The organism is Streptomyces sp. WMMB 714 (assembly GCF_900090125.1).
Taxonomy (GTDB): Bacteria; Actinomycetota; Actinomycetes; order Streptomycetales; family Streptomycetaceae; genus Streptomyces; species Streptomyces daqingensis.
This window is the reverse complement of record NZ_FMHJ01000003.1, coordinates 94,573-113,830: the sequence shown is the minus strand read 5'-3', so window position 1 is coordinate 113,830 and position 19,258 is coordinate 94,573. Positions and strand designations below refer to the sequence as shown.

Sequence of the window (19,258 nt, the reverse complement as noted above, 5' to 3'; positions counted from 1 at the left end):
CCGTGGGCGAACGCAAGGACATCGAGCCGGACGCGCCGGTGGGCGTCGTCGGCGCCGGCACCATGGGGATCGGCGTGGCCCAGTGCTTCGCACAGGCCGGCCACCCCGTGGTCGTCGTCGACCCGGACGCAGCGGCACGGGAGGACGGGGCGGCGCGGCTGCGCGCCGGACTGCGGCTGAGGAGCCTGCTGCGCGGCAGACGGCCGGACGGCGGCGGAGCGGCAGCCGACCCACTCGAACTCGTCCGTTTCACCGACGAGTTGACCGGCCTCGCGGACGCCGCGTTCGTGGTCGAATGCGCACGCGAGCAGGTGCCGGTGAAGGAGAAGGTCCTCCGCGGCCTCGATGAGGCATGCGGCGCGGAGACCGTCTTCGCCTCCTGCACCTCGGCCATCCCCGTCGAGCGGCTCGGCTCCTTCACGGGGCGCCCCGACCGCGTCATCGGAACGCACTTCATGAACCCCGCGCCGCTCAAGGACGCGGTGGAGGTGGTGCGTTCGCCCCACACCGGCGAGGAGACCCTCGCGCTCACCCTCGGCTTCCTGGCGCGCATCGGCAAGAAGCCCATCGTCGTCGGGGACGGCCCAGGCTTCGTGACCAACCGCGTCCTGATGCTCACCGTCAACGAGGCGGCGGCCGTCCTGCAGCAGGGCACAGCCGACGCGGAGACCGTGGACCGCGTCTTCCAGGAGTGCTTCGGCCACCCGATGGGGCCGCTGCGCACCGGGGACCTCATCGGCCTGGACACCATCGTCGACACCCTCGACGTACTCCGTGAGCACACCGGAGACGAACGCTTCCGGCCGTGCGCCCTGCTGGCCGGGCTCGTCGCCGAGGGCAGCGTCGGCCGCAAGGCCGGCAGGGGCTTCCACACCTATCCGCAGAGCCCGCTCGCCACCCGGGGAGAGAACAGTCATGGCTGACCACCACACTGCGCGCATCCCGATGTCCGCCGCCGGCCGGGAGGTCTGGCGCCGGACACGGTCCGGCGCGCGGCCGGCCGGCGAGCCCGGCGCACCGCAGCCGCAGGTGACCGAAGTCGTCGAGATCCACGGTGCGTTGGACACCGCGCACTTCGAGGAAGCCGTCCGCCAGGTCACCGGCGAGAGCGAGGCGCTGCGCCTGCGGCTCGCCGGCGGCGCCGCCCGGCAGACGGCGGACGGCGTACCGCAGCTGGAGCCCTACGGCACCTTCACCCTCGCGAAGATCGACCTCAGCGGGGAGAGCGACCCGGAGGCCGCCGCGGAGGAGTGGGAGCGGGCCGAGCTGGCCAAGCCGCTGACGGCCGAACTGTCCTCCCAGGCGCTGATCCGCCTCTCCGCGGGGCGCTTCCGCTGGTTCCACCGCCACCACCTCGCGGTCGTCGACGGTTTCGGCTGCGCCCTCGTCACCCGGCGCGTCGCCGAGGTCTACACGGCCCGCACGGAGGGCTGGGCGCCGGAGGAGGGCGGGCTCGTTCCGCTCTCCCAGCTGGAGGCGGAGGAGACCGAGTACCGCTCGTCCCTGCGGCCCGCGGAGGACCGGGAGTTCTGGCTGCGGCGCACCGCCGGACGGCCCGAGCCGCTGACGCTCCTCCCCGGGGCGCCCTCCGCCGACGGTGAGACGGCCGGTGCGCCCGCGGTGCGCTCCCGGACGGCCGTGCTGAGCTTCGAGGCGAGCACCCGGGTACGTGCCGCCACGCGCCGCACCGGAACCGACCCCGCCACGGTGGTGCTGGCCGCTGCCGCCGCCTACGTGCACCGCATGACGGGCGGCACCGACGTCGTGCTGGGCATGCCGGTCGACGGCCGCCTCAGCCGCGCCGCCCGGCGCGTGCCCGGCTCGGCGGGGGACGTCGCCGCGCTGCGCGTCACCGTCCGCCCGGGCACCGGATTCGTCCGACTCGCGCGGCAGGTGGCGCTGGAGAGCCGCAGGGTGCGCCGCCACCAGCGGTACCGGCACGCCGAGTTGTGCGCGGAGCTGGGCGTCACCGGCGCGGGTGCGCGGCTCTACGGGACCGTCGTGGACGTACGGACGGCCGTGCACGCGGTCCGCTTCGGGGACCTGGAGGCCACTGTCCGCCGCCTCGGCGGCGACGAGGCCCGCGACCTGCGCATCGCCGTCGACGAGGACCCGGGCGACGGCACGCTGCGCATCGCCTTCTCCGGTCCCGCCGACCGCTGCACGGAAGCCCTGCTCGACGCGCACAGCGAACGGTTCAGGCGGCTCCTCGACGCGGCCGTCACCGCCCCGGACAGCCCCGTCGGCTCCCTCGCCCTGCTCGGCGACGACGAGCGGGAGACCGTGCTGTCCTGGGCGCGGGGATCCGGTGAGCCGGCGCTTCCCGCCCGCACCCTCCCGGAACTGCTCGACGCCTCAGCCGGGCGGCACCGCGACGCGGTCGCCGTCACCGACGCCTCGCTGAGCCTGACGTACCGCGAACTGGACGACCGCGCCAACCGGTTGGCGCGCCTCCTCATCGAGCAGGGCGCCGGGCCCGAACGCGTCGTCGGCCTGATGCTCGGGCGCTCGGCGGAGACGGTCGTCGCGATGCTCGCCGTGCTCAAGGCGGGCGCCGCCTACCTGCCGCTCGATCCGGCGTACCCGGCCGAGCGGCTGGCGTTCATGATCCGCGACGCCCGTCCGTGCTGCGTGGTGACGGACCGGGCGGGGGCGGAGAGGTACGCGGCCGCGGCCGAGCGCCGGCACGCCGCGGCGGCGTCCGCCGTCGTGCTCGACGCCCTGGAGACGGCGGAGGAGCTGGAGCGCCGCTCGGCCGCGCCGCTGACCGACGCGGACCGCACCGCGCCGCTGTCCCCCTCCCATCCCGCGTACGTGATCTACACCTCGGGCTCCAGCGGGACCCCGAAGGGCGTGGTCGTACCGCACCGCAACGTCGTGGCCCTGATCGCCTGGGCGCACGGGGAGTTCGGGACGGAGACGCTCTCCCACACCCTCGCGGCGACGTCCTTCAGCTTCGACGTCTCCGTCGCCGAGATCTTCCCCGCGCTCGCCTGCGGCGGCCGCGTCGAGGTCGTACGCGACCTGCTGTCGCTGCTGGACGGCGACCCGCCGCGCTGGTCCGGCGGACTGGTGTGCGCGATCCCGTCGGTGCTGGCGAAGCTCACCGAGTACGGCGACCTGGAACTGTCGGCCGCGACCCTGTCGATGGCGGGCGAGGCGCTGCCGGCGTCGCTCGCCGAGCGGGTGCGTACGACGATGCCCGGCACGAAGCTGATGAACGTCTACGGGCCGACCGAGGCCACGGTGTACGCGACCGCCTGGACGGACGCCGCCGCTGACGCCTCCGGCTCCGGCTCCGGCTCCGGCTCCGGAACCGGCACCGCGGAGGCGGGCCGCGCGGACGCGCCGCCCATCGGACGCCCGCTGGGGCACGTGCGCACCTACGTCCTCGACGGCGCGCTCCAGCCCGTCGAGCCCGGACGGCCCGGCGAGCTCTACCTCGCCGGCTCGGGGATCGCCCGCGGCTACCTGAGGCGCCCGGGTCTCAGCGCGGAGCGCTTCGTGGCCGACCCGTTCGGCGCGCCGGGCGAGCGCATGTACCGCACCGGCGACCTCGTGCGCTGGACGCGGGACGGTCAGCTCGACTTCCTCGGCCGCATCGACGGGCAGGTCAAGTTCCGGGGATTCCGTATCGAGTTGGGCGAGGTCGAGTCCGTGCTCGCCCGGCACGAAGGGGTCGCCGGGGCCGTCTGCGCGGTGCGCGAGGACGCCCGGGGCGAGGCGCGACTCGCCGCCTACGCGGTCCCCGCGCAGTCCGGTGGGGCGGCGAGCGCGGAGCCCGAGGCGCTGCGGGAGTGGCTGGCCGAGCGGCTGCCGGCGTATCTCGTCCCGGCCTCCGTGACGCTGCTGGAGGAGCTGCCGCGTACGCCGAGCGGCAAGCTGGACCGCCAAGCCCTCCCGGAACCCGGCCCGTCCGCCCGTACGGCGCCGGCGCCTGACCAGGCCCCGCCGCCCGCCGCGCCGTCCGGGACGGAGGCCCGGGAAGAGACGGGAACCCAGGAGACGGAGCCTCGCGGGGCCCTGCCCGAGGAGGCGCCCGCTCCGGCGGAGCCCGCCGCACCCGGGCCCGTCCCGCCCGCCGAGCCCGGGACCGCGCCTGCCGCCGCGCCCGGATCCGCTCCCGCGGCCGGCGAATCCGTGCCGCCGGAGCAGCCTCCCGGTGCGGCACCGGACCCGGCCGGGGAGGTCCCGTCCGAGGGAGCCCCCTCCGGAGAGGCCCCGTCCGGGGACGAGGGTGAGGGCGGGAAGCCGGAGAGGTCCCGCGAGGAGATCGTCGCCGGGGTGTTCGCCTCGGTGCTCCGGCTGCCCGAAGTCGCCCCTGAGGACAGCTTCTTCGACCTGGGCGGCGACAGCATCGTCTCGATCCAGCTCGTGAGCCAGCTCCGCAAGGCAGGGCTCGTCCTCACGCCGCAAGACGTCTTCGAGCACAAGACCGTCCGGGCGCTGGCCTCCGTGGCGCGGGAGACGGCCCGCACCGCCAAGGGGGACACCGAGTCCGGGGTGGGAGAGGTGCCCCTCACCCCGATCGTGCACTGGCTGCGCGAACTCGACGGCCCTGTCGACGGGTTCCACCAGGCCGTGCTGCTGCAGGTGCCCGGCGGGCTCCGTCAGGACCTGCTCACGAAGGCCGTGCAGACCCTCTTCGACCACCACGACGCGCTGCGGCTGCGCCTCCAGACTTCCGAGCGGGACTGGAAACTGACGGTGCGTCCGCCGCGCTCGGTGCCCGCGTCCTCGTCCATCAGGCGCATCGACGTCACCGGGCTGAACGGCGACTTCGCGGAGGTCATCGGCCGTGAAGCCGCCAGGGCGAAGTCCGAACTGGACGTGCAGGCGGGCAGGATGGTCCGCGTCCTGTGGTTCGACGCGGGTCAGGACGAGCCCGGCAGGCTGATGTTCATGGGGCACCACCTGTCCGTGGACGGCGTCTCGTGGCGCATCATCGTGCCCGACCTGGCCGCCGCCTACGAGGCGCTGGAGGCCGGACGGACCCCGCAACTCCAGCCGGTCGAGACGCCGTTGAGGCACTGGAGCAGGGCGCTGTCCGCGCAGGCGCGGGAGGAGAAGCGGCTGGCCGAACTGCCCCTGTGGTCGGAGATGCTCGACACTCCCGGACCGCAGCTCGCGAGCCGCCCGCTCGACCCGGCCCGCGACACCACCGGACGGGCGCGGTCGCATCTGCTCACCTACGGCGCGGAGCGCGCCCGCCACCTCTTCACCACCATCCCGGCGGCGTTCCACTGCGAGATCAACGACGTCCTGCTCACCGCGCTGGCCCTCGCCGTACGCCGCTGCGTGGGGACCGGGGACGGCGAGGGCGACGTGCTGATCGACGTGGAGGGGCACGGCCGCGAACCGGTCGTCCCCGGCGCCGACCTCTCCCGCACCGTCGGCTGGTTCACCAGCATGTACCCCGTACGCCTCGCACCGGGCGAGGAAGTCCCCCAAGGCGGCGGCGCGGGACCGGAGTTGGGCCGTGCGCTGCGCCGCGTGAAGGAGCAGCTGCGGACGATCCCCGACAAGGGCATCGGCTTCGGGCTGCTCCGCTACCTCAACCCGGAGACGTCGCTGTCCCTGGCGTCCGCGCCGCCGCGGCACATCGGCTTCAACTACTTCGGCCGGTTCCTGCTGCCCGCGGCCGCAGGGGAACGCGACTGGGCCCCGGCGCCGGAGACGGCGATGACCGCCGGAGCCGACGCGGACATGCCGCTCACCCACCCGCTGTCCATCAACGCCCTCACGCAGGACGCAGAGGACGGCACCGAGCTGGCGGTCTCCTTCGTGTGGCCGGAGGGCGTCGTGGACGAGCAGACCGTCAAGGACGTGGCGGACGCCTGGTTCGAGATCCTCGACTCCCTCGCCGAGTACGCGACGCAGCCGGGAGCGGGCGGCCGCACACCGTCCGACTTCCCGCTCGTCTCGCTCGACCAGGGCGAGATCGAGACGCTGGAGGAGGCACACCCGCACCTGGAGGAGATCCTCCCTCTCTCGCCGCTCCAGCAGGGCATGCTCTACCACGTGCTGCTCGGCGCGCTCGCCGACGACGACGGGGAGGCGGGCGACGAGGCCCGCCACAACCTCTACACGGTGCAGCTCGCGCTCAACCTGGAGGGCTCGCTCGACCCCGAGCGGATGAGGCGGGCGGGGCAGGCGCTCCTCGACCGGCACGGCAACCTGCGTGCGGCGTTCGTCCACGACGGCATGCGCCAGCCCGTCCAGGTCGTGTGCGGCGACGCCCGGCTGCCCTGGCGCGAGGAGAACCTGAGGTGGCTGACCGAGGAGCAGCGCGAGCGGGAGATGGTCCGGCTCATGCGCAGCGAGCGGGGCAGGCCGTTCGCCCCGTCCCGGCCGCCGATGGTGCGGATGATGCTCATGACGACGGGGGAGAACCGCTACCGGCTCGTCATGACGACCCATCACATCCTGCTGGACGGCTGGTCGTTGCCCATCCTCGTACGCGAACTGTTCGCCCTGTACCGCGAAGGCGGCGGCGAGGGTGGGATCACCGGGAAGGCGGTCTCCGGGCTGCCCGCCGTCACCCCCTTCCGCGACTACCTCTCGTGGCTGGAGGGAGTGGACACCGAAGCCGCGGAGGCCGCATGGCGGGAGGCGCTGGCAGGTCTCGACTCGTCCACGCGCCTCGCGCCCGACGAGGGCGACCGCGAACCGAAGCCGCCGGAGCACGTCGCGGTGGAGCTCAGCGAGGAGACGACCACGGCCCTCGTGGAGATGGCGCGCCGGCACGGCGTCACGCTGAACACGGTCCTGCAGGCCTGCTGGGGCGTGCTGCTGGGCCTCTCCACCGGTCAGGACGACGTGGTCTTCGGGTCGGTCGTCTCGGGCCGTCCCGCCGACCTGCCGGGTGTGGAGTCGATGGTCGGGCTCTTCATCAACACCGTCCCGACGAGGGTGCGTCTCGACCCGGAGGAGTCGCTGGGTTCGCTGCTCGTGCGGCTCCAGCAGGCGCAGACGTCGCTCATGCCGTACCACCACATCGGACTCGGCGAGATACGCCGGATCACGGACATGGGCGACATGTTCGACACCGTGATGGCCTTCGAGAACTACCCGATCGACGGCGTCATGGACGAGCCCGCACCCGGACTCGCCCTGACGGGCGCCAGCGGCGACGACGCGCCCCACTACCCGCTCGGGCTGATCGTCTCGGCGCGCGGCGAACGCCTCTTCCTCAGGCTCGACTACCGTCCCCACCTGCTGGACCGGGAGTACGTGGAGAAGCTCTCCACCCGTTTCCAGGCGCTGCTGGCGACCACGGCCGAAGACCCGGCCAGGAGCGTCGGCGCGGTCGAGAGCGGCGAGGACAGCGGGAGGAGCTCCGCTGAGGCGGCCGGATCCGGCGCGGCCGGTCCGTCCGGCGGCGAGCAGGACGCCGGAGGCATCGGTGTGCTGCTCCCGCTGCGCGAGACGGGCAGCCGCCCGCCGCTGTTCTGCGTCCACCCCGCGGCCGGCATCAGCTGGTCCTACGCCGGGCTGACGACCCAACTCGGCCCGGAGCAGCCCGTGTACGGCCTCCAGGCGCGCGGCCTGGACGGCAGCGAGGTGCTGCCCGCGACGGTCAAGGAGATGGCGGCGGACTACCTGCGGCAGGTCCGCCAGGTCCAGCCCTCGGGCCCGTACCACCTGCTGGGGTGGTCCTTCGGCGGTCTCGTCGCGCACGAGATGGCCGTCCAGCTCCAGGCGGGCGGTGAGACGGTCGGCCTGCTGTCCGTGCTCGACGCCTTCCCCGCGGGGCCGGGGGACGGCGGCCTGGCGGAGCAGCAGACCAGCGGGCAGGAGGAGCGGGACGAGCCGGCGGAGCCGGCCGAGGCCCCGGCCGACGGCGGCGTCGGCGTCGTCCTCGGGCTGGTCCTGGAGTTCTTCGGCTACGACCCGTCCCTCTGGGAGGGCGAGACGCTCACCTATCCGCGCTTCCTGGAGATCGCCAGGGACCGCACGGGGCTGCTGGCCACTTTCGACGAGGCGAGGGTCGCGGCGATCTGCCGGATCTTCCTCAACAACGGCACGCTCTCCCGTGCCCACGAGCCGGGCCGGTTCGCCGGCGACGTGCTGGTGTTCGCCGCCCGGGAGACCGACCCCCAGCTCGCGGCCGAGCTGTGGCTGCCGTACCTGGACGGCGGCAAGCCGGAGGTGCGGTCCGTGGAGCACTCGCACGGGCAGATGGGACGTCCCGACGCGCTGGGCGGTATCGGACGCGTGCTGCTGCCGCGCCTCCAGGAGGACCCCACGAGGCCGGAGCCCGGCGCATGAGCACGAGCGGATGAGGCCTGCCGCCCGCTGCCGCCCCTGCGCCCGACAGCGCGGGGCACGGCGGCAGCGGGCGGGCGGCGGATGCGCAGAGGGCGGCAACTCCCGTACGGGCGGGCGGAGATGTGGAACGGAACGGAGCGAGCATGAGGGAGCCCTCCCGGGCGGGCGGCGCGGCTGAGGGGCGGGACGGGCCGTTCGCCCTGTCCACGGCCCAGTCCGGCATGTGGCTGGGCCAGGCACTCGCGCCGCGTTCGTCCCGTTACCACGTGGGCATCAGCGTCGAGGTGTCGGGACGGCTCGACCCGGAGACCTTCCGGGCCGCGTTCCGGCAGGTCGCCGCCGAAGCGGAGGCGCTGCGTGCGGAGTTCACCGTCGGCGGCGACGGCGAACCCCGCCAGCACGTCCGCCCGCTTCCCGGCGGCGCGCCGGACGTCCGCTTCGTCGACCTCACCCGTGAGCGGCATCCGCAGCGGGCGGCGACGGCCTGGACGCGCGCGGATCTGGCGCGTCCCTTCGACCTCGCGCACGGCCCCCTGCTGCGCGGCGGCCTGCTCCGGCTGGGCGAGGGGCGTACATGCTGGTACCTGGGGGCGCACCACCTCGTCCTGGACGGGTACAGCTCCTCGCTGTTCGCCCGGCGGCTGGGAGAGGTGTACGCCGCCCTCGAAGCGGAAGAGCCCCCGCCCGAGGGGCAGTTCGGGCCGCTGCGGGCGCTGCTCGACGACGAGGACGCCTACCGCGCCTCACCGCGGTTCGCCGCCGACCGCGACTTCTGGCTGCGCAGGACCGCCGACCGGCCCGGGGCCCCGGACCTTTCCTGGGGCGGTGGGACGGCCGACGTGCCCGCGACGGCCGGCGGCGCCGGGGCCCCCGGCATGGCGGTGCGCCGCAGCGCGGTGCTCCCCGCAGGGGTGCGCCGGGCCGTGCGGCAGGAGGCCGCCCGCCTCGAGGTGCGCTGGCCCGCGCTGGTCCTGACGGCCGCCGCGCTGCACGCGCACGCCCGCTCGGGCCCCGACGCGTCCGGTGAGGTGATGCTGGGCCTGCCCGTCACGGCCCGCGTGGGCCCGGCGCTGCGTTCCGTACCGGGCATGGCCTCCAACGTCGTGCCGCTGAGGGTGCCCGTCGCGCTGGAGCGGCCCGCGTCGGAGCTGGTGCGCGCCGTCGGCGCCGAGTTGGGCGCCGTACTCGGCCACCAGCGCTACCGGTACGAGGACCTGCGCCGCGATCTCGGTCTCACGGGCGGTGCGGACCGGCTGTACGGCCTCGCGGTGAACGTGCTCCCCTTCGACTACGGGCAGCTCTTCGCGGGGCGGCCGGCCGTGATGCGCAACGTCGCGATCGGGCCTGTCGAGGACCTCTCCCTGACCGTCTACCAGGACGCGGAGCGCGGCGGGCTGCGCGTCGACGTGGACGCCGACCCCGCGAAGTTCGCGGGATGGCAGGCAGCCGCGGAGGCGCGCCGGTTCGCGGTGCTGCTGCGCCGGCTCGCGGCGGAGCCGGACCGCCCGGCCGGGGAGCTGGACACGCTCACGGCAGGCGAGCGCAGGCTGCTGCTGCCCGGCTCAGGACCCCACCGGCCGGGCGCCGCCCCGGCACCCGCGCCTTCCGCGTCACCAGCGCCCGCCCCGGCCTCCGCCCCTGCTCCCGCACCCGCACCCGCGAAGACCCTCCCCGAACTGGCCGAGCGCTGGGCGCGTCGCAACCCCGGTGCCACAGCCGTCACTTCGGGAACAGACGGCGAGCAGGAGCACGGAAGCCTCACGTACGGCGAACTCGACGCCCGCGCCAACCGGCTCGCCAGGGCGCTGGTGGGGCGCGGCGCCGGTCCTGAGCGCACCGTGGCGCTGCTGCTGCCGCGCGATGCGGACCTGGTCACCGCGATCCTCGCCGTGAGCAAGACCGGGGCGGCCTACCTGCCGCTGGACCCGCGCTGGCCGGCCGAGCGCATCGCCATGATCCAGGACGACGCGAGCCCGCTGCTCACGGTGACACCCGGCGTGCTGCGCGCACTTCAGGACGAGGCGGCGCAGTCGTCGTCCTCCGCCGTCACGGACTCCGACCGTCTCGCGCCGCTGCGGCCGGAGCACGCCGCCTACACCATCTACACCTCCGGCTCCACCGGCCGCCCCAAGGGCGTGGTGGTGCAGCACAGCAGCATCGTGGCGCTGCTGACGGAGGCCGCCGCGCCCTTCGGGTTCGGCCCGGACGACGTGTGGACGATGTTCCACTCCTGCGCCTTCGACTTCTCCGTGTGGGAGATGTGGGGCGCACTCGCGCACGGCGGACGGCTCGTGGTCGTCGGCCACGAAGTGAGCCGCTCACCGAGGGAGTTCCTCGCCCTGCTGCGCCGCGAGGGCGTGACCGTGCTGAACCAGACGCCGTCCGCTTTCCGCGCCCTGGACGCGGCCGACGCCGAGGCCCGGGCCGAGACCGGAACGGAGGCCGGCCCCGCGTCCCACGGGGACGGCAGCGGCGCCGGCCGGGAGCGCCGGACCGCCCTGCGCTACGTCGTCTTCGGCGGGGAGGCGCTGCGCCCGCACCGGTTGCGGGCGTGGCGGGACCGGCACGGCCCGGACTCCCCGGTGCTGGTCAACATGTACGGCATCACCGAGACTACGGTGCACGCGAGCCGGGTCGACCTGGCCGGGAACCATCTCGCCGAGCACGGCAGCCCCATCGGCCAGGCGATACCGGGCAGCCGGTTCTACGTGCTCGACAGCCGGCTGCGTCCCGTACCGCCGGGCACGACAGGGGAGTTGTACGTCGCCGGCCCGGGCGTCGCGCGGGGCTATCTCGGCCGCGCGGCCCTGACCGCGTCCCGCTTCGTGGCGAACCCGTTCGGCCCGCCGGGCTCACGCCTCTACCGCTCGGGGGATCTGGCCAGGCTGCGCGCGGACGGGGGACTGGAGTACGCGGGCAGGGCCGACGACCAGCTCAAGGTCCGCGGTTTCCGTATCGAACCCGGCGAGATCGAGGCCGTCCTGGCGCAGGTCCCGGGGATCGCGCAGGCCGTGGTGACCGCCGTCGCGGACGGCGGCGGCCCGGGCCACGGCGGCGAGGGCGGCGAAGGCACGGGCGACGGCGGCGAGTGCGGCGAAGGTGCGGACGACGCCCGGCTGGTGGCGTACGTGGTCCCGGACGGCCCGCGGAAAGCCTCCCCGAACGGGCTCAGGGAAGACGCCGGGACGGACGCGGACGCCCCGCAGGGCGAAGTCGCCCCGTCCGGGGCGGAGTTGCGCGAGCACCTGCTCGCGAAGCTGCCCGAGCACCTGGTGCCCTCGGTCTTCGTGCCCCTGGAGCGGCTGCCGCTGACCGCGAACGGGAAGCTGGACCGCCGGGCCCTGCCGTCCCCCGCGTCCGCAGCCCGCGAGGCGTCACGGAGCACCGCCGGCGCGGACGACGACCAGCTCTTCCACGCCCCCGAGGAGCGGCGACTGGCCGCCCTCTACCGGGAGTTGCTCGGCGTGCCGCGTGCGGGCGGCGGCGGCTTCTTCGCCCTCGGCGGCGACAGCCTGCGTGCGGCCAGGCTGGTCAGCCGCGTGCGGGGCGAGCTGCACGCCCCCGTCGACGTGCGGGACGTCTTCGAGTACCCGACCGTCCAGGGGCTCGCGGCACGCGTCCGCGCCCTCCGTGACTCCGGCGGCACCCCTGCCCGCCGTCCCGTCCCCGCGCTCACGCCGCCGGCGGTGAGGCCGGAGAGCGTCCCGCTCTCCCACGCCCAGCGCCGACTGTGGTTCCAGCAGTCGCTCACCGGCCCCGACGCCACGTACAACGTGCCGCTCGTGCTGCGGATGACCGGCGACCTCGACCGCGAGGCGCTGCGCGCCGCCCTCGGCGACGTCACCGCACGGCACGAGCCGCTGCGTACGGTCGTGGCCGAACGCGGCGGCCACGCCGAGCAGTCGGTGCTCACCCCGGAGGCGGTGGACCCGTGGCTCCCCGACGTGCGGACGGGCCCGGACGGGCTGGAGGACGCCCTCGCCGCGGCTGCCCGCCACGCCTTCCGGCTGGAGACCGAACCGCCCCTGCGCGCCCAGCTGTTCACCTGCGGGCCACGCGAACACGCCCTGCTGCTCCTGCTGCACCACATCGCCTGCGACGCCGCTTCCCTCGGCCCGCTGCTGCACGACCTGGCCGCCGCGTACACCGCGCGCTGCCGGGGCGCCGGGCCGGACTGGGAGCCGCTGCCCGTCCAGTACGCCGACTACGCCCTCTGGCAGCGCGGACTGCTGGACGGAGCGGACGGGCAGGCACCCGGGACGAGCGAGGGCCTCCGCCACTGGACCCGCGCCCTCGAAGACCTCCCGCGGCGCATCCCGCTCCCCGCCGACCGGGCGCCGAGCCAGGAGGACCCGGAGGAGTCGAGCAGCGCCGGAGACAGCGTCGGATTCCGAGTGCCCGCCCAAGTCCACGCCCGCCTGGCCGAGTTGGCGGCCTCCGAGCAGGCGAGCCCGTTCATGGCGGTGCACGCCGCGCTGGCAGCGCTGCTGACGCGTCTGGGAGCGGGCACGGACGTGCCCGTGGGAAGCGCCGTCGAAGGCCGGGCGGACGAACGCCTCGACGGCCTCGTGGGGTTCTTCGTGAACACCGTGGTGCTGCGCACGGACACCTCGGGATCGCCCACGTACCGCGAACTGCTGGGGAGGGTGCGGGAGGCGGACCTGGCGGCCTTCGAGCACCAGGACGTGCCGTTCGACCTCGTCGTCGAAGCCCTCAACCCCGACCGGAGCGCCCCGGGCCAGCCGCTGTTCCAGGTGATGCTGACCCTCACGCAGGCGCCGCCCCGGCAGCTGGACCTGCCCGGACTGTCGACGACGGTCAGCGCCGTGCACACCAGCGCCGCCAAGTTCGACCTGTGCCTGAGCGTCTACGAGCACCGCGGGCCGGACGGCGGCTGCCTCGGCCTGGACGGCCGGCTCGAATACCGCAGCGCCCTCTTCGAACGCGCGACGGCCGAGGCTTTCGGCGAACGCTTCGAACGGCTGCTGGCAGCCGCCTCGGCCCACCCGGACGAGCCTCTGCACGCGCTGGACATCCTCGGACGGCCGGAACGGCGCCGCCTGCTCGCCGGCTGGGGCACCGGGGCCGCGCTCCCGCCGTCCGCCGCCCGCACCGTTCCGCGGCGCTTCGCCGAACAGGTACGCGCTACGCCCGCCGCCGTCGCCCTCCGCGCGCCCGGACTCGCCCTCAGCTACGCCGAGTTGGACGCCCGTTCTGCGGAGCTGGCCGGACGGCTCGCCGGCTGCGGCGTGGCCGCGGAGACGCCCGTCGCCGTGCTGCTGGAGCGGTCGGCCGATCTCGTGGTGACGCTGCTGGCGGTCCTCAGGGCGGGCGGCGCCTACGTACCGCTCGACCCGAGGGCCCCGCGCGCGCGGCAGGAACAGGTCGTCGCCGAGTCGCGCGCCCCGGTGATCGTCACCGGTAGCGGCGGCGAGGACGGGAGCGGCTGGCCGGGTTCGCCCCGCGTCGTCGGCGTCCGGCGCCCGACGGACGGCGCGGACGCCGGGAAGCACCCGACGGACGGCGCGGACGCCGCTCCGCGGGAGGCTCCCGCAGGTCCGGCGGATCCGGCCGCGCTCGCCTACGTCATGTACACCTCCGGGTCGACGGGCGTCCCCAAGGGAGTCGCCGTCACCCACGCCGACATCGTCGCCCTCGCCCTCGACGGCGCCGGACGCCGGCGGGCACCGCGGCGGACCCTGCTGCACTCCCCGCACTCCTTCGACGCCTCCACGTTCGAGATCTGGGGCCCGCTGCTGACCGGCGGCGAAGTGGTCGTCGCACCGCCGGGCGAGCTGGACGTGGAGACGCTGGAGCAGCTCGTCGCGGAAGAGGACGTCACCAGCCTCTGGCTGACGGCGGGCCTCTTCCAGCTCGTCGCCGAGGAGAGGCCCGCCGCGCTGCGCCCTCTCGAAGAGGTCTGGACGGGCGGCGACGTCGTCTCGCCCCGCGCCGTCCGCGCAGTGCACCGGCACTGTCCGGGCACCCGCGTCGTCAACGGCTACGGGCCCACCGAGACGACGACGTTCGCCACCAGGCACGCCGTCACGGACGGCGACGTGCGGGAGAGCGGCGGCCAGGCAGGGGAGGGCGGCGGCGTGCCTATCGGGCGTCCCCTGGACGGCATGCGCGCCTACGTGCTCGATGACGCGCTCCAGCCCGTACCGGCAGGCGTGACAGGCGAGTTGTACGTCGCCGGGCCGGGCGTGGCACGCGGCTACCTCCACCGTCCCGCCCTCACCGCCGAGCGCTTCGTGGCCGACCCGTTCGGCCCGGCCGGTGCGCGCATGTACCGCACCGGCGACCTCGTCCGCTGGCTTCCCGCCGGGGTGCTGGGGTTCGTTGGCCGCGCCGACGGCCAGGTCAAGCTCCGCGGCTTCCGCATCGAGACCGGGGAGGTCGCCGCCGCCCTCGCGGGCAGGGGCGGTGCCGGCCAGGTGGCCGTCGTCGCCCGGGAGGACCAGCCGGGCGAACGGCGCCTCGTCGCCTACCTGGTGCCCGCAGAACCGGAAGGGAGCGTGGACTGGGAGGCCGCCCGCGGGCACGCCGCCGCCGTGCTGCCCGACTACATGGTGCCCACGGCCCATGTCGTCCTGGAGCGGCTGCCGTTGACCCGCAACGGCAAGCTCGACCGTGCGGCGCTGCCGGCGCCGGTACGGGCCGAGCCCGCCACCGCGGCCGCGGAGCCGCAGACGGAGTGCGAGAAGGTGCTCTGCGGCATCGTCGCCGACCTTCTGCGCCTGCCCGCCGCCGGAGTCACCGACGCCTTCTTCGACCTCGGCGGCGACAGCATCACGGCCATCCAGCTCGTCAGCCGCGCCCGTGCGGCCGGGTACCACCTCAACGTGCGGGACGTCTTCCGCCACCCCACCGTGGCCGAACTCGCCACCGTGACGAAGCGGTCGGCGGAGAAGGACGGCGACACGGCCGGGAAGCCGGACGCGGACGAGGAGACCGGCCCGCTGCCGCTGACCCCCGTCATGCACTGGTGGCGCGAACACGGCGGCGAGACCGCGGCGTTCAGCCAGTCCATGACGCTGCGCGCCCCGCTCGGAGCGACCAGGGAGCGGCTGACCGAGGCCGTGCAGACGCTGCTCGACCACCACCCGGCCCTGCGCATGCGCTTCGGGACCGCCGCCCCGCCGCCCGGATCCGCCGCCCCGCCGACCGGATCCGGTGCGGCGGAGCCCGGGAACGGCCCGGAGGAGTGGACGCTGGAGACGCTCGCCCCCGGCGCGGTGCGCGCGGAGGACTGCGTCCGCCTGCACCGCGTGCCCGCCCCGGACGGCGGGACCGGCTCCGGGACCGGCGGGCGGCCCGACGTGCTCCCCGAGGCGCTGGGCGAAGCGATGCGGGAGGCCCGCCGCAGGCTCGATCCGCGCGCCGGCCGCATGCTGCAGGCCGTACTCGTCGACCGCGGCCCGGACCACCACGGCCGCGTGGTGCTCGTCGTCCATCACTTCGCGGTGGACGGGGTGTCCTGGCGCATCCTGCTGCCCGACCTCGCGGCCGCCTACGGAGCCGTCGCGGCGGGGGAGCGGCCCCAACTGCCGCCCGTCCGGACGTCGTTCCCCCAGTGGGCTCGGCTTCTGGCGGAACAGGGCAGGGAGGGGACCCGGAAGGACGAGAGCGCCCTGTGGGCCGGGACGCTCTCCGGCCCGGACCCCGCACTCGTCGCCCCGGAGAGGACCGGCGGCGGCGATCGGGCCGAAGTGCCCCCGGGCATCGGGCATCTGCGCACGGCCATGCCGCCGGAGCGCACCCGCGAACTGCTGACGGAGGTGGGAGCCGCCTTCCACTGCGGGGTCGAACCGGTCCTGCTCACCGGACTCACCCTCGCCGTGGAGGAGTGGCGCCGCCGCCGCGGACTGGCCCCGGGCGACGTACTCCTGGACCTCGAATCCCACGGCCGCCCCGACCTCCCCGACCGGCCGGAGGTCGAACTCACCCGCACTGTCGGCTGGTTGACCAGCGTCTACCCCGTACGCCTCGAACCGACCGGCTGCGAGTGGAACGACGTGTGGACGGCGGCACCCGCCCTCGGCCGGGCGCTCAAACGCGTGAAGGAGCGCCTGCGCGCGGTCCCCGACCGAGGCGTCGGATACGGCGTCCTGCGCTACCTGGACCCCCGTACGGGCCCCGAACTCTCCAGCGCGGGCACCCCCCGGATGGGTTTCAACTACCTCGGCCGGATGAACGCCGCCGAGGAAGCCGACTGGGGTGTCACCGCGGACACCGCCGCCCTCGCGGGCGACGAAGACGCGGAGGCCGCCCTCCCCGGCGGCCACCTGATCGACGTCAACTCGCTCACCGTGGACGGCCCCCACGGTCCCGAGCTGAACGCCGAATGGTCCTGGGCGGCGGGCCTGTTCCGCCCCTCCGAGGTGCGTGAACTGGCCGACCTGTGGTTCAGCGCGCTCTACGCGCTGGTGGCGCACGCCTCGTCCTCCGGTGCCGGCGGCCGCAGCCCGTCGGACCTGCCGCTGGCCGGACTCCGCCAGGAGGACGTCGAACGCCTGGAGGAGAAGCACCCGGGCCTGACCGACGTACTGCCCCTCACGTCCCTCCAGGAGGGCCTGCTCTTCCACTCGCTGTTCGCACCGGACAGCCCGGACGTGTACCAGGCGCAGGTCGTCATGCGCCTGGGGGAGAAGCCGGACACCGGCGCGCTGCGGGCAGCCGCGCGGGCCCTGCTGGAGCGCCACCCGAACCTCGCCGCCGCGTTCGAGCACGAGGACCTGGAACGCCCCGTACAGGTCCTGCCCGGAGCGGTCGAACCGCCCTGGCGGCGGATCGACCTCACGGGCGTCGCCGCCGAACGCCGCGAGCGGGTCTTCCGCCGCCTCCTCCACGCCGACCTGCGGGGCCGTTTCACGCTCGACCGGCCGCCCCTGCTGCGCTACAGCCTGTTCGACTGCGGCCCCGGCGACCACAGGCTCGTCCTCACCAACCACCACCTGCTGCTCGACGGCTGGTCCATGCCCCTGCTGGTGCGGGAGTTCTTCGCCCTGTACGACGCGCGGGGCGACACGGCGAAGCTGCCCGCCGTCACGCCGTACCGCGAACACCTCGCCGCGCTCGCGGAGTTGGACGCCGAAACCTCCCGCACGGCATGGCGGGAGACCCTCGGCGGCATCAGCGGACCGACGAGGCTGACGGACGGCGAGATCAGCGTCGGCGCGGTGCAGCCGCAGCCGATGCAGATCGTCCTCCCCGGCGAGCTGGCCGACGGTCTGCGTCGCACGGCGTCCCGTGACGGGCTGACGCTCAACAACGTGCTGCTGGCGGCCTGGTCGCTGCTCCTGGCGCGCTCCTGCGGAACGGACGACGTCGTCTTCGGCACGACCGTCTCCGGCCGCAGGCCCGAAGTCCCGGGCATGGAGACGATGATCGGGCTGTTCATCAACACCGTTCCCGTACGCGTGGCGATCGACGGCTCCGAGACCGTCCGGGAGATGCTGGCACGCTTCCAGGAGGAGCAGGCCCGCATGCTCCCCCACCACCACGTCGGCCTGGGCGAGATCCAACGCGTCGCGGGACGGCGGGAGTTGTTCGACACCCACGTCGTCTTCGAGAACTACCCGCTGGACCGGGCGGGGCTCGAACAGCCCGTGCCCGGCCTGCGCATCGAGGGCATCGAAGGCCGCGACGCCGCCCACTACCCCCTGACGCTCGTGGCGTTCGCGGGAGAGGCGGGCGTCGCGCTGCGCTTCGACTACCGCCCCGACGTGCTCGACCGCCGCAGCGCGGAGCGCATCGCCTCGGACCTTCAGCAGATCCTGGGGGAGCTGACGGGCTCACCGGACGCGCGGGTGGCGGACGTTCTGCGCATGGACGCGGAATCCGCCGCGGAAGACGGGGGAGGCGGCACCGCGGAAGCCGTCGGCACGGCCGGTCAGGCCTGAGCGGCCCCGCCCGCCCCCTGCCCGTCCCGCTTCACACCCTCGACGAACGCCGCCCAGGAGGAGGACGGGAAGACGAGCAGGGGGCCGCCGGGGTCCTTGCTGTCCCGTACGGGCACGAAGCCCCCTACGTTCAGGGCCAGTTCGACGCAGTCACCGCCCGAAGGGTTGCTGCGGCTGCCTTTACGCCAGACGGCATCGGTCAGGTCGGGGGTCCCGGCGGACATGGATAGCGGTCCTCCAGCACTTCGCGGATGAATTGCGCTGACTCGTCCGGGGGGAGGGCGTTCGCCTGCAGAAGGTCGTAGGCGATGGCGTACTGCTGGACCTCGCCCGGTTCCTCCACCAGGGTCCCGGAGTTGATTCCCTCCAAGTAGACCACCTGGCCGCTCCCGCGGAGGGTGAGCAGCGTCACCGATCCGCCCATCCCGGGGTGCGCTCCGCAGTCGTACGGGAGCACCTGAAGTGTCAGTCGCGGCAGCGCAGCCACGTCGAGCAGATCGATCAGTTGCTCTCTCATCACCCGCGCCCCGCCCACGACGCGGTGAAGTACGGCCTCATCAAGGACGACCCACAGCCATGGGGGATTCGCCTTGGCCAGGACGGACCGGCGTGCCATGCGGGCGGCCAGTCGCTCCTCCAGTTCGCGTGCCGAGCCGTTTCCGTAGACCTGGCCCGCGCTGAGAACGGCGCGAGCGTACGACTCCGTCTGCAACAGGCCCGGAAGGCTGTGGGCCATGTACTTGTGCATGGCCGTGGCCCTGGCCTCGTACGCGACGAACTTGCGCGCCCAGTCGGGGATGGGCGTCCGCCTGACGTGCTTCCACAGGTCGGTCAAGTCCCCGTCCGCGCCGAGCAGTTCGTCCAGCTTTCCCGCCACGTCCTCGGGCGGTGTCTCGTTGCCCAGCTCGAACTGGGCGATGCGGCTGTGGGCGACGGGGACCCTGTCGCCCAGCTCCCGCTGCGTCCATCCCGCGCGGGTGCGCAGCTTCCGGAGCTTCGCCCCGTACAGCGCGGCAAGGGATGCCGAAGGGTCGAGTTCCTTGGGTGCGGGCACGGGGACCCCCGTTTTCGTTCCGGTGCTG

At 74.5% G+C, this 19,258-nt stretch carries 5 protein-coding genes; 3 read left to right on the top strand and 2 right to left on the bottom strand.

Annotation, left to right across the window (positions count from 1 at the left end):
* Nucleotides 1-2: 2 nt before the first annotated feature.
* The 3 genes from H181DRAFT_RS05880 (at nt 3) to H181DRAFT_RS05870 (ending at nt 18,176) form a co-directional block, all read left to right on the top strand.
* Nucleotides 3-923 carry a 3-hydroxyacyl-CoA dehydrogenase family protein gene (locus H181DRAFT_RS05880; protein ID WP_254666723.1) on the top strand — a complete coding sequence of 307 codons (921 nt, stop codon included), beginning with the start codon at nt 3-5 and terminating at the stop codon, nt 921-923.
* The gene (locus H181DRAFT_RS05875) at nt 916-8,271 is read left to right on the top strand and encodes a non-ribosomal peptide synthetase (RefSeq protein WP_052708469.1); all 7,356 of its coding nucleotides are present in this window, start codon (nt 916-918) and stop codon (nt 8,269-8,271) included. Before H181DRAFT_RS05880 ends, H181DRAFT_RS05875 begins: the two co-directional genes overlap by 8 nt.
* Before the next feature lie 143 nt (nt 8,272-8,414).
* Entirely contained in the window at nt 8,415-18,176 is a 9,762-nt protein-coding gene (locus tag H181DRAFT_RS05870) for a non-ribosomal peptide synthetase (RefSeq protein WP_052708468.1), read from the top strand.
* Here H181DRAFT_RS05870 and H181DRAFT_RS05865 read toward each other — a convergent pair.
* A complete protein-coding gene (locus H181DRAFT_RS05865; protein WP_045863180.1) occupies nt 18,167-18,400 on the bottom strand; it encodes a DUF397 domain-containing protein in 234 nt (77 codons plus the stop codon). The genes H181DRAFT_RS05870 and H181DRAFT_RS05865 overlap by 10 nt on opposite strands.
* A complete protein-coding gene (locus H181DRAFT_RS05860; RefSeq protein WP_045863179.1) occupies nt 18,376-19,230 on the bottom strand; it encodes a helix-turn-helix domain-containing protein in 855 nt (284 codons plus the stop codon). Before H181DRAFT_RS05860 ends, H181DRAFT_RS05865 begins: the two co-directional genes overlap by 25 nt.
* Nucleotides 19,231-19,258: the final 28 nt, after the last annotated feature.

Bases quoted from the DNA above. Each gene is read 5' to 3' on its own strand.
- H181DRAFT_RS05875 (WP_052708469.1), top strand. From the start codon at position 916: ATGGCTGACCACCACACTGCGCGCATCCCGATGTCCGCCGCCGGCCGG.
- H181DRAFT_RS05870 (WP_052708468.1), top strand. From the start codon at position 8,415: ATGAGGGAGCCCTCCCGGGCGGGCGGCGCGGCTGAGGGGCGGGACGGG.
- H181DRAFT_RS05865 (WP_045863180.1), bottom strand. From the start codon at position 18,400: ATGTCCGCCGGGACCCCCGACCTGACCGATGCCGTCTGGCGTAAAGGC.